Here is a 15,762-nt window from a genome sequence, read left to right as displayed (position 1 = left end):
TGCCGCCTCCCTTCACAACTAAAATCTGCGCTCAGCAGGATCGGATTCCGTATAACGGTCGCTCTTGCTGTCCGCAATGACAGTTACCCTGCTGATCTGTATACCATTCGTCAGCTGCAGGGTCTGATTCTCGTGCGTTACCACGGAGAAAATGTTAGGCAGCTTCAAGGTAAATGTGCCGTCCTTCACCTGCAGCATGGTATCCGGCTGGTAGCTGTAATAACGAATACTGCCATTGGTAAGGCTGTATCTGCCGTTGACCGCACTGCCCTGTTTTACAGTATACCAGTCATCCCCTGCAACTGCAAACGTATTTTGACCATTTATGATAATCTCCGGCAGGTTCCCGCTCATATCGACGGTAACCGTCGTGGAATTATCGTCCTTATCGGTCAATTCAATCCGATACAGGTCAGCGTCTGCCACCTCGTCCCACGAGAGCGCGGTAAGCTGTGCATCCCACTCTGCCGTGTTAATAAGACGATTCATCGGGCCATAGCTGACCGCAAGCGTCTCATTCACGTTTGCAAGCGACGCGCTCGGCGCTTCCAGCTTCACACGCGGGAATACCACATCGCCGCTCGATACCCAGACCGAGCTTACCTGTCCCGCCGACTGCGAAATACGAGCCTCAAACCGTACAGAACAGCCTGCGTATTTCGTATTCAGATCGGTCAGGCTGCAGACGTAGCTGCCGCCGCTTTCGCTCATTGCGGAAACGGGGTAAGTCTCCGTTGTGCCGTCCGTCCCGGTGATTTTTGCCCGCAGCAGATAGGTGCTGCCGCCGGGCGGTACACTGGCCTCATTCTCCGGCGTAACGGTGACCTGCAGGCCGCCGCTTCGGAAGCCGGCCGCCGGAATCGGGTTGTTTGCTGCCGCATTCCAGTTGTACGACCACTTGACGCTCGGCGTATCCAGACGCTTCGGCACGGTCATCGTGTACACGATACCGTTCGGGCTGTCCGCATAGCCGGAATCATCAGCAGCCACCGCCACCAGATAGAGGTCGATTGTCTTGCCGGCGTAAGACTCCAGACTGCGGCTTACCGAGCAGGTGCCGCCCCTGACGGGCACAAGCGCACCCAGGGCAGCGGCCGTTTCGCCCTCCGGCTGCACATAAATCTGATAGCCTGCACAGCCGTTTTCGCTGCCGATGGCACTCCAGCCGATGGTGTATTCCAGCTCGTTGGTATCCGGGTTGGTTACCGACGGCTGTCCCGGACGCTCAAGGCGCTGCTTGACAGCGTACTTCTTCGTCGTACTCAGGCCAACCTCGCCGTATGCCTGTCCCAGACGGGTAACGGTCAGCTCAACCTCGGCATACTGCCAGTCGTCCGCGCTGATGGTGAACGATTGGGAAGTATTCGGATTCTCCTGCGTACCGTAAACCTCGTTGACCGGAATGCCGATTCTTGCGCCTGCCGCAGTAATGCCGGTCAGCTTGACGCTGTAGTGCGGCACTGCAGTCCCCTGCCCGGACTGCGTCCACGAGAACCGGTAGCTGATACTGCCGTTATCTTCCTGCATCAGTTCCGGGTCGTTCAGCTCCGGCGCCGTCAGCGGCTTGATGTTCAGCGCCGCGGTTCTAATGTAGTTTGCAAAGGCAGTCGCGTGGCCAAGGACATGGCTGTAAATGATCTTGTCCTGCTGCTGAACGCCCTCCGCGCTGTAAGTCCGCATCGTAACAGACGCATCGCCGGTCTGCCGGGTATCACCATAGGTGTAAACCGGTCCCAGACTGGATGCGGCGTACCATGCACGCACCCGACGATTTGTGACATTCTCCGCGAAATACTCCTTCGGCAGGTCGCGGAAGTTTGCCGTAACCGTGTTGCCCGCCGAGGTCAGCACATCCTCATATGCAAACACATACTCATTTGTGCCAACCGTGCCGAGCACCTCGATACGGTAAATCGGCGGTGTTTCCATCTGCGACTCGTTGACCGTCAGTGCAGCCGTGACCGTGCAATCATCCACCGTACTGCCCGAGTACGATACCGACAGCCTGTTAATACTGCCGTCCGGCTTGTACTTCGGCGTGTCAGTCGGGATGGTATCCGTCACGGAAGCCGGCTGAATGCCGTTCGTAATGCCTGCCGCTGCCGTGACGATCAGCTCCTTCAAATCATCGCCGTTGATCTCGGCGGTATGATTGTTCTGATCAATGGTCACGGTCTGCGAGCCAAGCCTGAAGGTGACCTTCCAGTTGCTGAAGACCGCATAATCCGCAAGGTTTTTCAGCGAGATCTGGTATTTAGCGCCATTGTTCCAATGGCTCACCAGTCGGATATTGACATCCGGTGTCGGCAGCACCGACACATCCTGCGTCGCCGCAGTTTTCCATGCAGAAGGCGCGGTATCCTCAAACAGACTGACAGCACGAACCGACAATGTAACGGTCTTGCCTGCTGTGTCTGCCGCAAGGCTTGCCGGCAGCTGGAACGAACCGCTGGTCGTACCGGAGCCGTACGCCTGTATGCCGTCCAGCTTCGGGTCCCACTGTCCCTGTCCCTTTCGGTTCGGGATAAAGCGCAGATTGGACATTACTTCCTTGTCATCAACGAGCACTGTACCCTCGTAGTACAAAGGACGGTCCGTATCCTCGATGGATACATCGAAACTGCCGTCTGTCTGCTGTTTCAAATCGACCATGAACGAGGCATCCAGCTTTTTGTCGGTTTGGTCGTGCTCCATGTCGCGATAGTTCTCTCGAACATACTCATCAAACAGCTTTTGCTCTGTGTTGAACACCGTATTCTTTTGATACAGCAGCGGGCGCAGCCACGAAGCACCGTGTCCATTCGTCTGTGCAATATCTCTATATGTTGGTGTATCCGGCATGGTGAACAAAATCCGTCCCGTAATTTGGTCAGAACCATTGATATTCGTACGGATAATGCCATGCTCATCGATCGTAGAGTTTGCCGTTGTTACATTGTAATACATCCGGTTGTCTGTATAGTCGATCACGCCAAGCTGCGGACCGGCAATGGCGGCAAAGCTCTTATTCGCCCATTTTCCGTCACTGCCTGCCCAGTATCCATAGGCAACCATGCGGGAAAATCCCTTTCGTGATTCATTGCGCGTATTACTGCTGTCAAAGATTCGTCCGGCAGTGTTCGTCAAGCCCCATGTATCAAAGAAATAATAATTGTTTCCCACCTTATCACCGCTCAGGGAGCTGCTCAGGCTGGCGTTATTCAGCGATACGATGCCTGTACTGGTACCCGCATCCGAACCGATGACCGAGTAACAGTTCTGGATATAAGTATTATCCTGCGCCACAGTGCCGTCCTTATACCGGTCGCCAAAGATGCCGGCGATATAATTGTTGCCGCCGACCAGTGTTTCCGCATAGTTGCGGCAGCGGTCGATATTCAGCACGATATTTGCGGTCGAAGTGCCGATTGGACCGCCGTTCTTGCTGCTTGCCGTATCTGTTGAGAAGTAACCCACGATACCGGAGGCCATGGAGGATGAATAGATCTTAACGCCCGGCGCATTGACACAATCCGAAACGTTAATGGTGAACTTCTGTGCAGCATTTATATCATACGTCGTATAAACCGTAACGTTGCCAAGGATGCCCGCACTGTCGTTCGCGCAGTCCTTGACCTTCCTGCTGTTCTCCCAATGATAATAGCTTGCACCATCCCGGCCAAAAACGCTGCCGTGATTCTGACAGCTGATGATATTGAAATCCTGACCGGAGGCCGCATGATACATCTGTGCCACGATACCGCCGGATGCACCGACCCAGCCGGTTTCATACGTCGTCTGCAAATTGCCGTAATTGTAGCAATCCTCAACCGTACCGCCGTTATTGGTCCACTGGCCGACGATACCGCCCGAATAGTGCGATTGATAGCCGTACACCGTGCCATAGTTGACACAGTTTTCGATCGTCCAGTCGGTTGTGGTCTGGTTGGTCTGTGTGCCGATGATACCGCCTGCAAATCGGCTGGTCGCGCCGTTTGCCAGCTGGCGGCCGACAAACGCCTGATTGAGCAGATAGGACAGGTCCTTTTCGCTCTCGTTCATACCGACAATACCGCCGGTGCCGACACCGATGCCGTCCGACTTGTTGACCAGCAGCCAGCTGCCGCTGACGCAGCGATTCAGCTCACCGGTCGGCGCATTGTAGCCCGCCACGCCGCCAAGGTTGCCGTTGCTCGATACGATGATCTGCATGGTGCGGTCTGCCGCTACGCTCTTGCTGCCGCCGTTGTAGGACAGCTTTTCCACATCCGTCCGGTCTGCCCACCTTACCCAGGTGGAATCCGCAGACAGCTTCTGTGCCTCGGCATTGGACAGCAGGTCGCTCACCTTGCTGACATTTTCCATCAAGGCTTCGGTGCTCTTATCGCCGGACATGGTGATCGTGCCCTTGTTATAGCCGGTCACACCGCCGACCATGCCGTTTTTGACCGTGATCGTGCCGGTTCCGGTATTGTCTATGTAGCACTGCTCGATGATGCCGGTCGTATCATTCTTGCCTGCAATGCCGCCGATATGCGAGGACAGGCGTTCCTTCTCTGCCGCCGAGCTGGTGGAGGTTGCGGTGTACACACCGTCCGCCGTCAGCGTCAGCCTGGAAACGGTGCTGCCCTGCAGCAGACCGCCGTTCAGTCCGGCAATGCCGCCGTAGCAGTTGCCGACCGCGCTCTTTCCTTCGTCGATCGTGCCGGAGTACGTGCATTCGGTTACCTTGCCGCTTGCATTATTCTGACCGACTACACCGCCGAGATAGGTATACTTCGTGAATTTCTCCAAATCCGAGGTGACCTTCACCTTGCTGACCGTACCGCCCGCTCGATTGATGCCGACTGCACCGCCGACCTGCAGCGTGCTTGCGGAAACGCTGTATGTCGGCTGCTGCGAAACCTCGGTTGCAGTGACCGTACCGCTGTTGTCTCCGACAACAGCACCCAGAATGAATGCACTGCCGGAAATCGTGATATGATCACCGAGTACCGCGCCCTGAACCGTACCGCCCTTATGGTTTACCGCACAGATCGCGCCTGCCGCAGTCTTGTTGCGGGTGATAAGCGTTACCCTGTTATCCGTGCCGACGCTGCAGCTTCTGATCGTGCCGTAGTTTTCGCTGGCAACGCCGCCTGCATAGCCGTCGTTACTGGTGACGCTGCCGTTGCCGATACAGTTCTCGACCGTGCTGCCCGCGCTGTTCATGCCGACAATGCCGCCTGCCGCACCGACATTCGCGGTCACCTGACCGAGATTCTTCGCGTACCGCAGAACAGCCTTTGTGCCCTCCTGCGCGCCGACAACGCCGCCTGCACTGCCCGCCGCTGCGCGGACCTCTGCCGCCCGATTGGTCAGGCAGTTGATGCTCGTGCCGCCGAGTGTGCCGCGGTTAATGCCGGCAATACCGCCGACCATACTGCTGCCGCGCACGGTCAGCCTGTTATCCGCGGCAATGACATCGCCCTGCATGCTGCCGCTTGCCGGACTGAGCGTGCCGGTTGCGGTATTCACGCCGATCACGCCGCCGACACCGCTGCCGCTGCCGTTGACACGGCGCTTTCCTGCCGGTGTGCTCGAAAGCGTGATCGCACCGCCGTTTTCGCCCGCAATACCGCCGACACGGCCTGCACCGCTGACATTGGCACTGCTGGTGTTGTTCTGTATCCTGCCGCCGCTGAGATTATAGCCGACGATGCCGCCGACCGTGTTCCGTCCGGTGACGGTGCAGTTTTTCTCGGTCGTGCAGTTTTCAATCGTGCCCGCCGTCCTGCTGCCGACATTCAGACCCGCGATACCGCCGATATAATCCTGCGTTGCGCTGCCCATGCTGCCGGAGAGCGTGCAGTCGCGGATGATGCCCTCGTTCAGACCGACCACGCCGCCCATGGCATTCAGGCCGTTCATCGTGCCCTTGCTGGCACAGTGGTCTATCACCTGATTCTCACCGTTGACGCCGATCACACCGCCGATGACGGAAACACACAGTTCGCTGCTGCCCAGCTCATCGGAGAGTGCCTTCGCGGCATCCGTGTACTTCTGCGCCTGCAGATAGGATACCATATCCACACCGGTTTTCAGCTTACTGTCCGGGAAGGTGTCCTCTGCCGGACGGTCAAAGCCGCCTGCGTTCAGGCAGTGCTCCACCTTCATTTTGGTCTGCGGCTCACAGCTGCCGATAATGCCGCCTGCATACGCATACGCGCGGATGGTCATGTTGTTGGAAACTGCAGACAGTCTGCCTGCACTGTTGCCGTCCGCTGTGATGGTGATGGTATGCGTATTGGTAGAAGCCTTGACCGTTCCCGGCACATTGCTGTTGTTTGCCGCGATGCCCGGCAGAAGTGCATACAGCGTTCCGCCTGCCCGGTCTTTCTCCGTGTAAGTGCGCTGATAGCCGATCAGACCGCCGCAGAATGCCTCTGCAGTGACCGTACCAAGACTGTTATCGACCTTGAGACCGCTGACCGTGACATCCTCTCCCGGATTGACCACATTTGCACCGATCGCACCGCCGACATAGTACCGTCCCTGCACACTGCTCGGCTTGATGGTCAGTTTCTTCTCGAGCAGCTTTGTCGAAGCATTCAGACCGATCAGACCGCCGACGCAGTCTCCGGTTGCGGCAACACGGCCGCCGATGAGCGTATAATTGATATCAATCGTGCCGTCTGTGTCGTTATAGCCGACCAGACCGCCGACATAATGCTTGCCGACGACGATACCCGCCACACTCCGGGTGGAGACTGCGTTATCCTTGTCGCTGAAGGTGATCGTGCCGCTGTTGTAGCCGGTCAGACCGCCCGCATAGCTGCCGACGGCTCCCCAGTCCGTGACACGCCTGTAGATCGCATTATTGGTGTCCGAAACATAGCTTGCACAGTTTATGATGGCCGCATTGTTCTCATTTGCACCGCAAATACCGCCGATAAATACATTGTATCCTGCAACGACACCTGTGTTGACGCAGTTTTTGATCGTCGAACCGCCTTTATTCTCACCGATGATGCCGCCGACATACGAATTGCCGATGACATAGCTTGCGTTAACGGTTGTTCTGGTGCCGTTTTCACTGAGCAGTGCCGTCTGCGTATCAGACTGATTCAGCGCACCGATGATGCCGCCGACATACTCGCTGCCGAGAACGTAGCCGTTTGCCTCGGTCTCGCAGTCATACAGCACACTTTGTTCGCCATAGCCGACAATGCCGCCGACATATCTGCCGCGCAGCTTGTCTCTATCCTCCTGCTTATAGGTGTAGCCGTCCGCATATCCGGCACGGCTCCTGCATTCCGAAAGAGACGTATTATGCGCGTAGCCGACAATGCCGCCGATATAACGTCCTGCCAGCGAATGATCATCTGCGGCTGTGCTGCTGAGAATCAGGCCCTCATTTTTGCAGCCAGACATATCTTTTCCCGTGGCCTGATCCTTGCCGGAGAAATAGCCTGCAATGCCGCCAACCGAGCGATTGCCCGTTACAGCAGCGCTGTTGGTCAGGGTCTTGACTGCGGCACCGTTTGTTGTCAGGCTGCCCGCAATACCGCCGATACCGCGCGCAGTACCGCCGGTCGGCAGCGTACCGGTTACGATACCCGATGCAGACAGCTTGATTACTGACTTAGAATCGCCGACCTCAATCACACCGGCCACACCGCCGATGCCCTGCGCCTGTGCCGAAGTCAGCGCAGCCTCCACCTCGGCTTCGGTGCCGTCCACGGTATCGCCCTTCAAAGAACCGTTGCTGTAACCGCAGACAGCGCCGACACCCTTGAGCTTGCCCGATGCGATCTTCACCTGCGGATTGAGCAGGCGCAGATCATGGATCGTGCCTGCGTTTTTTTGAAACAGACCAAGATATTCTGCGTCATCGGCAATCGAGATCTCATCCAGCTTGAGATTACTGATGGCATTCCCGCCGGTAAACACGCCGGCAATGCGGTTCAGCAGACCGCCTGTGCCGTCCAGTGTCTGATTGCTGCGCAGCGCAGGGATGCTCGGGAAGCCGATATCCTTGCCGGTGGAAACCGAAAGTGCGCCGCGGGCTGCCGTACCGTAAACCTTTACACTGTCGCTCATCCAGTCCAGTGAACGCGCGGTAACGGCAAATGCCGCCGTCGTATCCATATAACGGATATTGGACAGATGACGGAAGGTTTCGATCTCGCACCGGCTGTTATCCGACCGGGTGCCGTCACCGAAAAGCGTGTTCGCCTTATTGGATTCGATAGCGTCACTCTTTTGATACTCCTCACCGCGGGTGTTTTCTGCGTTCGGATCCGGAAACACCTGCACGGCTGCGTAAACATTCAGCGGGGTTTCCAGCTTGCCGCCGAAGCGCGTGATGCTGGTATCGCTGCTCTGCCGGAAGGCTGCTTTGTTATCAGCGGACAGCTTATCCAGCCGGTCGTACAGCTTCGCATTCATCATACCGTCCAGCACAAGTGTTGCCCGCTTGTTGGTACGGTCGTATTCCACGGGGAAGGTATAATCCTTCGTCGCATTATCCTCGGTCGTAACCGCAACCGACTGCGAACCCGTTTTCAAATTCCTGCCCGGAATATTGATCGACAGGAGCTGCGCTTTGTCCTCACTGCTGTACAGCTTGACCTCGTAATAAACCTTATCCAGATCCTGATCCTTCACATTGCTCGACCAGTTCAGCGACAAAGTTTCACCGTTTACCAGATTGATCGAGGTGATCTTCAGCTTAGTCGCATCCAGACTGACAGCATTGACTGCATCCTGAACCGAGTAATAGCCCAGTCGTTCTTCCCGGCGCGTATCGCGGCCGCGCTTGCTGTAATCAATATCCAGCCAGCTGCCGGACGTATCCGCCGGTTTGCTGTCCTCATTTGATCCGTAGTACAGTCCCTTGCAGTTTGTGCCGTAGAAAACCGAATAAACCTGACCGCTTTCCACGTCGATTTCGATGCAGATTGCAGCATTCAGCACACTTTTATCGTAGGTATCCTGCGAAAGAAGCGCACCGACGAGCGCACCGTCACCCGACAGCTCGCCTTCTGCGTATTCGCCTGCATCCAGACGAATGCCGTAAATACGACCGACCAGCTTTTTCCGGTCCTCATCCGACTCATCAAACGACTGATTCAGCACGCCTTCCTTCTTCACCTTGCTGCAGAATGACTTCCATTCACCGCCGGTACGAAGGTAGGTCAGCTCAGATTCTGCCGACAGATACATAGTCTTAGCGTACGATTCATTCTTTCTGAACTGCGACAGATGGATATACCCCAGAAGGCTCGGTACAGCGATGGCAAACAGAATGCTCAGAATCACCAGCGTAACCACCAGCTCTACAAGAGTAAAGCCGCCTTTTCCGCACTTTTTGCGCTGCTGTGTCATATTCGCTGCCTCCTTCCCTTTGGATACAAGATAAACGGGTATACTGCCCCAATTTAGTCGTTTTATATTTTACCAACTCCTACGTTTTCTGTCAAGTATCGACACCGTTCAACTGCAATCCCCGCTGTTTTTGCTTATTTTCTCTGATATTTACCATGATTTTCATGCCACAAAAAAAGGCTGTCGAAGCGAGCTTCGACAGCCTTCTGCAATCTTTACGATTTCTGAATTAAAGGAAGATGTACTTGAGTACGAACAGTACTGCCAGAACGTACATCAGCGGAGCAACCTTCTTGCCCTTGCCGGCTGCAACATTCAGCAGAACGTAGGAGATAACGCCCAGAGAGATACCCTCGGAGATGCTGTAGAACAGCGGCATAGCGATGATGGCGAGATAAGCCGGGATGGACTCGGTCAGGTTGTCCAGATCGAAGTTGATCTCGGTTACGGTGCCTACCATCAGGAAGCCGACCATGATCAGCGCCGGAGCGGTTGCGAAGGACGGGATGGCAGTGAAGATCGGCGCAAACAGCGTGGATACAAGGAACAGGATGCCGGTAACCAGAGCGGTCAGGCCGGTACGGCCGCCGACTGCAACGCCGGATGCGGACTCAACGAAGGTGGTGGTGGTGGAAGTACCCAGAATTGCACCTGCGGAGGTTGCAATCGAGTCTGCCAGCAGAGCGGGCTTGATGCCCGGCAGCTTGCCGTCCTTATCGAGCATCTTCGCCTTGGTGGCAACACCGATCAGCGTGCCCAGAGTATCGAAAATATCAACGAACAGGAACGAGAAGATGACAACGATGAAGTTTACGATGCCGACTGCGCTGAAATCCACGTTGAAGCACTGGCCGAAGGTCAGACCCAGCTTGGAGAAGTCGGTCATGCCCCAGCTCGGGAACAGGGAATAGAAGCCTGCGTCCGGCGTCGGAACGTAAAGGCCGGTCACCTGACAGAGCATGCCGAGGATCCAGGTCAGCAGGATGCCGTACAGGATGGCGCCCTTCATCTTGCGGGTATAGAACACTGCGGTGAAGAACAGGCCGATCAGCGTCAGCAGTGCGCAGATGCCTGCGGTGTGGAAATTCTCCGGGAAGCTGATGATGCCGACCAGCGTAGCGGAGTCCACGCACAGACCGGAGTTCTGCAGGCCGATGAAGGCGATGAACAGACCGATACCAACCGAAACACCCTTTTTGAGCGTCAGCGGAATGGCATTGAAGATGGCCTCACGCACATTGGTCAGCGACAGGACGATAAAGATCAGGCCCTCAATGAATACGGCCAGCAGCGCAACCTGCCAGCTGTAGCCATAGCCTGCAACAACGGTGTACGCCATGAAGGCGTTCAGACCCATGCCGGCAGAGAGCGCGAACGGCAGGTTTGCCATAAACGCCATGCACAGCGTGCCCAGGCAGGATGCCAGGGCGGTTGCCAGCAATACCGCGGTGGTATCCATACCGGTGGAGCCGAGTACGCTCGGGTTTACGGCAAGGATGTACGCCATGGTCATAAAGGTAGTGATACCGGCCATGACCTCGGTCTTGACTGTGGTTTTGTGTTCCGATAGCTTGAAAACACGTTCAAACATCGAATAACCCCCTTTTTAATTTTCAGGCTTTCGCCTTGATTACTGTGAAATGATACTTTTACTTACTTCCCCTCGTAAGCGACAACCGTCTCCGCCGGACAGGTGGTGATGCGGTCGCGTCCGTGCAGACCCTTGAGCTCCAGCAGGCAGACAACCTTGACGACCTTCGCGCCGAGCTGCTCCAACAGGTGGACAGCCGCCTCAAGCGTGCCGCCGGTAGCGATCAGGTCATCGACAACGACGATCTTCATCCCCGGCTTGATGTCATCGCGGTGTACCTCGATGGTCTCCATGCCGTACTCCAGCTCGTAGGACATGCGGGACGTTGCACGCGGCAGCTTGCCCTGCTTGCGGATCGGAATGAATGCCTTATGCAGATTATACGCCATCGGTGCACCGAACAGGAATCCGCGGGATTCCAGACCTGCGATTGCGTCAAACTCCACGCCGTCCAGCAGCGCAGTCATCTCGTCCACCGCCAGATGGAAGCCGTCCGCGTCACCGAGCACGGTGGTAATATCGCGGAAGATGATGCCCTCCTTCGGAAAATCCGGAATGCTGGTGATATACTGCTCAACCTTACTCATGAAACCTCAATTTCCTCCTTATCCCTGCCGCCCGGCAGAGAATCAATTATGCTGTTTTTACCATTTAGCGCGTAAAACAGCAACACACCTTATATATTATCAAATCGTGTCGTTTGTGACAAGAGATTGATTGTACGAAATGCAGAATTTTTAACATGAAGATTATTACAGCTATACAAATCCTCATCAAATTGTTCACTATCGGATATGGAGCGGGCGCCAGCCCTTGGTTCGGTGGTTCGCCGCACCCGCGGCGGCGGGCAACTCGTTGGCCCGGTGGTTACGGACGGCATCTGAGAGTTTCATCTTTAGTACCTCTTACCTTTTATATAACCGCTATTTACTGTAACCATCTGCATCACATTTATTGCGTTCTTCCTATCGCTGTGCTATGCTGTGTATATACCGACTAACCTCGTTTATGATGGGAGGCTACTGTGATGAATCGAAAAAGCGTTATCAATATTCTCTGTGCCCTGTCGGCCATGATTGCTGTCGGAATTGCGGTTTGGATCACTCTGACTGCCCACACACCGCACACGATGGACGATTATATCAACCATCAATACCTGATTGGTGTTTCCAGCGGAATCGCACTCATACTATGTATTATCCGCAGCTATATGCCAAAATAGCAGAAGAGACGCAACTGCGTCTCTTTTTTATTCTATGGAGAGCGGTAACCCGCAAGTCTCTCTTCACTCTCACTCTAATTCTCAATTTTCCATTTCTCTCCTCATCCAGCTCATCAGCATTCCAACGATATAGACCTGCTGCTCCGCTGAAAGCGGCACCCCCTGCGGGATGCCATGCCATTTTGCCAGACAGCCGCGGCAGCAGCAGGCGGTCGCGTGCTGCGCGATGAACACCGGATGTCCCCGCATGGGTGTCTGCTTGCCGTCGTTTTTCGGCTCGGCCGGTGCAAGCCGCTTGGAAACGAAATCTGCCGCGTGGTCGGCAACCGTGTTCCATCCCTTATCGCGGATGTACTGCTTGTCCTGCGCCTTTAAGTGAAATCGGCTGCGGAAATTCGAGCGCGAAAGCCGCACGAGCATCTGTGCATAGGTTTCCTGCCGCTGTTGTTCGGTCATAACGGTTCACCTCGCTCTTATTTTACACACGATCCCCTGTCTTAGTCAACGAAAAAAGAACATTTGTTCCGCTCCATATAATATGGTATACTATCTGTGTATCTTCAAACGAAACGAGGAAAACTATGGAACCGACCAAATTTGATATGAAATATGCCGCTGTCCGGCGTGCGATCATCGAACAGCGCTTTTCCAAGTTAAACGACAAGCAGCGCGAGGCTGTCTATCAGACCGAGGGTCCGCTGCTCATCCTGGCGGGTGCAGGCAGCGGCAAGACGACCGTGCTCATCAACCGCATCATCAACATTCTCAAGTTCGGCGACGGACTGGAAAGTGAATTTGCGCCCGACTGGGCGACCGAAGACGATCTTCTGTTCCTGACCGAATACCTGACCGATCCCAAGCCGGAAAACCGCGCCCGCGCGGAGCACCTGTGCGCGATGAATCCCGCCCGCCCGTGGCAGGTGATTGCGATCACGTTCACCAACAAGGCCGCGCGTGAGCTGCGCGAGCGTCTGGAATTTGCCCTCGGTGACGAGGAAGCCGCGTCCGCTGTCTGGGCGTACACCTTCCATACCGCCTGCCTGCGCATTCTGCGCAAGCATGTTGATCTGCTCGGCTTTGAGAGCGCGTTCACCATCTACGATGAGGACGACAAGAAGCGCGTCATTCTCAACGTAATGAAAAAGCTCGATCTCGACCCCAAGGATTTCGATCCGCGAACCGTGATGGGCATGATCTCCCGCGCGAAGGACAAGCTGATGACCCCGCGTCAGTTCAGCGCGGATGCTGCCGGTGACTACTTCCGTGAAAAGGTCGCAGACGTCTACCGCGATTACGAAAAGGCCATGAAAAAGGCCTGTGCACTGGATTTCGACGATATTATCATGAAAACCGTGCTGCTGCTGCAGAACAACCCCGAGGTGCTGGAATACTATCAGCGCCAGTTCCGCTATGTTCTCGTGGACGAGTATCAGGATACCAACTACGCGCAGTATGTGCTCACCAGCCTGCTGGCAGGTTATTATGAGAACATCTGCGTGGTCGGTGATGACGACCAGAGTATCTACAAGTTCCGCGGTGCAACGATCACGAATATTCTGGAGTTTGAAAAGCAGTTCAAGGACGCGAAAACCATCCGTCTGGAACAGAATTACCGCTCGACCGGCAACATTCTGAATGCCGCAAACGAGGTTATCCGCAACAACGTCGGCCGCAAGGGCAAGGAGTTGTGGACCGACCACGGTGACGGTGCAAAGATTCGTCTGCATCGCTCGGACAGCCAGGAGGGCGAAGCCGCCTACATCGCGGATACTATCCGCGATGGCGTGGAGCAGGGCCGGAAATGGGGAGATTTTGCCGTTCTGTACCGCAACAACGTGCTTTCAGACAACATTGCCGCAGCATTCATCCGCGCGGGCATTCCGTACCGCGTGTACAAGGGCCGCGACTTCTTCTCGCGCGCCGAGGTCAAGGACATGTTCGCCTACCTGTGGGTGATCGAAAATCCGGCGGACGAGCTGCGTCTGCGCCGTATTATCAACACGCCTGCCCGCAAGATTGGCGATAAATCGGTCGAAACCGCCATGCAGCTTGCCGTTGAGTACGGCACGACGCTGTATGATGTGGTATGCCATGCCTCTCAGTACCCAGCCCTGTCCCGCGGCGCCGCGGCAATGGAGAAGTTCGGCGAGATGATCGAAAATCTTCGCAAGCTGCGGGAATTTGTTTCGCTTTCCGAGCTGTACGATGAACTGATGGACAAAAGCGGCTACATCCGTGCGCTGCAGCTCAAGGGCGGTGTAGAAGAGGAAAACCGCATTGAGCATATCGAAGAGTTAAAATCTTATATTGTCGATTACGAGGACAAGACCGAAACGCCGTCGCTCGGTGATTTTCTCGAGAACATGGCGCTGTACACGGATGCCGACCAGTCCGGCGAGGACGATGACGCGGTTATCATGATGACCATGCATGCCGCCAAGGGTCTGGAGTTCCCTGTCGTGTTCCTCGCGGGCATGGAAGACGGGCTGTTCCCCGGCTTCCGCGCAATGGAGAAGGACGAGGACATGGAGGAGGAACGCCGCCTGTGCTACGTTGCCGTCACCCGCGCAAAGGAGCAGCTGTATCTCACCTGTGCGGAGCGCCGCCTGCTGTATGGCCGCACGCAGTATTCGCATCCGTCGCGCTTTGTTGATGAGATGCCGGAGGAGCTGCTTGAGAGCAATATCACCGAAAGCCGCCGGTTCTCAAACGCAACTGCACCCGATCCAACGCTTTCCCGTCCGCAGGTGGCGCGCGCGCGGTATGTCTCTGCTGCAAATACTGCGCCGAGCGCGTCGCTGGCCTCGGCAGCTAAAAGCAAGCCGCTGCCGAACTTTGCCGCCGGTGACCGCGTGTTCCATAAGGCCTTCGGCGATGGACTGATCGTATCGGTAAAGCCGATGGGCGGCGATGCCCTGCTCGAAATCGCCTTCGACCAGAAAGGCACCAAGCGGCTGATGGCCAAGTCGGCCGGACAGTTTATGCACAAATTATGACCAAACGACAGGAATTCTGCCTGGCGCTGCACCATCTCGCGCTCACGTTTTTCGTGATATGTGCGCTCCCGCTGTGGTATCTCACGGGGATTTTATCCGATGTTCCACCGGATGTCAGTGCAGGCGCACTGCATGCAGGCCGCCGCCAGCTCGCGATTCTGTTTGCGGTATTTACCGTTATTTTTCTTATCGGTATGATTGTATTCCGATTGGGGCGACTGCCGCGCAGTAAATTTCAGATTGCGGCGCTGATCGTGCTTCTGACACTCGTCAGCTTTCCGTTTCTGCTGTACTGCTCGATTGCAGCTGAATTACGGCTCGGCCGAGTGATACTTGCGGTTTATACAGCGTATCTGGTTGAAATCTGTGTGATGATGGGGCAGATTTTACTGGCGAAAGCAGGTTGATAAGGCTGCCCTCAGCCCGCCGTTTGTAAATCATTTGCAGATGTGTAACCGTAGGGGCGCACAGTGTGCGCCCACAGCATTGTCAACCGAGCGCGGGAGCACACTGTGCTCCCCTACGATTACATCCATTCTCCATCCTCCATTTTCAATTCTCCATTTATCATACCGATATGCACATGCAAAAAGGAGTTCTCTCAC

General features: G+C 55.6%; 7 protein-coding genes. 3 read left to right on the top strand and 4 right to left on the bottom strand.

Features of this window, described 5'->3' with window-relative positions; genetic code table 11:
* Nucleotides 1-18 precede the first annotated feature (18 nt).
* The 3 genes from PGY33_RS02995 to PGY33_RS02985 form a co-directional block, all read right to left on the bottom strand.
* Entirely contained in the window at nt 19-9,348 is a 9,330-nt protein-coding gene (locus PGY33_RS02995) for a prepilin-type N-terminal cleavage/methylation domain-containing protein (RefSeq protein WP_270477272.1), read from the bottom strand.
* 229 nt (nt 9,349-9,577) lie between these two features.
* The gene (locus PGY33_RS02990; protein WP_227109318.1) at nt 9,578-10,939 is read right to left on the bottom strand and encodes an NCS2 family permease; all 1,362 of its coding nucleotides are present in this window, start codon (nt 10,937-10,939) and stop codon (nt 9,578-9,580) included.
* 62 nt (nt 10,940-11,001) lie between these two features.
* Nucleotides 11,002-11,526 carry an adenine phosphoribosyltransferase gene (locus PGY33_RS02985; RefSeq protein WP_118753490.1) on the bottom strand — a complete coding sequence of 175 codons (525 nt, stop codon included), beginning with the start codon at nt 11,524-11,526 and terminating at the stop codon, nt 11,002-11,004.
* 440 nt (nt 11,527-11,966) lie between these two features.
* On the opposite strand from PGY33_RS02985, the gene PGY33_RS02980 reads away from it, so the two are divergent.
* Nucleotides 11,967-12,161, top strand: a complete 195-nt coding sequence (locus PGY33_RS02980) for a hypothetical protein (RefSeq protein ID WP_117489659.1) — start codon at nt 11,967-11,969, stop codon at nt 12,159-12,161.
* Between the two features lie 81 nt (nt 12,162-12,242).
* Here the strand turns inward: PGY33_RS02980 and PGY33_RS02975 are convergent, their stop codons facing one another.
* Complete coding sequence (locus PGY33_RS02975) at nt 12,243-12,617, bottom strand: DUF4186 domain-containing protein (protein WP_270477269.1); 375 nt, start codon at nt 12,615-12,617, stop codon at nt 12,243-12,245.
* 125 nt (nt 12,618-12,742) lie between these two features.
* On the opposite strand from PGY33_RS02975, the gene PGY33_RS02970 reads away from it, so the two are divergent.
* Together PGY33_RS02970 and PGY33_RS02965 are read left to right on the top strand one after the other, a co-directional pair.
* Nucleotides 12,743-15,157 carry an ATP-dependent helicase gene (locus PGY33_RS02970; RefSeq protein ID WP_118478146.1) on the top strand — a complete coding sequence of 805 codons (2,415 nt, stop codon included), beginning with the start codon at nt 12,743-12,745 and terminating at the stop codon, nt 15,155-15,157.
* Nucleotides 15,154-15,564, top strand: a complete 411-nt coding sequence (locus PGY33_RS02965) for a hypothetical protein (protein WP_118478144.1) — start codon at nt 15,154-15,156, stop codon at nt 15,562-15,564. Before PGY33_RS02970 ends, PGY33_RS02965 begins: the two co-directional genes overlap by 4 nt.
* Nucleotides 15,565-15,762 lie beyond the last annotated feature (198 nt).

The sequence above is a fragment of the Butyricicoccus sp. AF18-9LB genome (genome assembly GCF_027684505.1).
Classification (GTDB): domain Bacteria; phylum Bacillota; class Clostridia; order Oscillospirales; family Butyricicoccaceae; genus Agathobaculum; species Agathobaculum butyriciproducens.
The sequence above is the reverse complement of the archived record's forward strand: the minus strand, read 5'-3'. Positions and strand labels throughout refer to the sequence as shown.

What these genes read in the sequence shown, in the direction of transcription:
- PGY33_RS02995 (WP_270477272.1), bottom strand. Translation starts at nt 9,348, where the DNA reads ATGACACAGCAGCGCAAAAAGTGCGGAAAAGGCGGCTTTACTCTTGTA.
- PGY33_RS02990 (WP_227109318.1), bottom strand. Translation starts at nt 10,939, where the DNA reads ATGTTTGAACGTGTTTTCAAGCTATCGGAACACAAAACCACAGTCAAG.
- PGY33_RS02985 (WP_118753490.1), bottom strand. Translation starts at nt 11,526, where the DNA reads ATGAGTAAGGTTGAGCAGTATATCACCAGCATTCCGGATTTTCCGAAG.
- PGY33_RS02980 (WP_117489659.1), top strand. Translation starts at nt 11,967, where the DNA reads ATGAATCGAAAAAGCGTTATCAATATTCTCTGTGCCCTGTCGGCCATG.
- PGY33_RS02975 (WP_270477269.1), bottom strand. Translation starts at nt 12,617, where the DNA reads ATGACCGAACAACAGCGGCAGGAAACCTATGCACAGATGCTCGTGCGG.
- PGY33_RS02970 (WP_118478146.1), top strand. Translation starts at nt 12,743, where the DNA reads ATGGAACCGACCAAATTTGATATGAAATATGCCGCTGTCCGGCGTGCG.
- PGY33_RS02965 (WP_118478144.1), top strand. Translation starts at nt 15,154, where the DNA reads ATGACCAAACGACAGGAATTCTGCCTGGCGCTGCACCATCTCGCGCTC.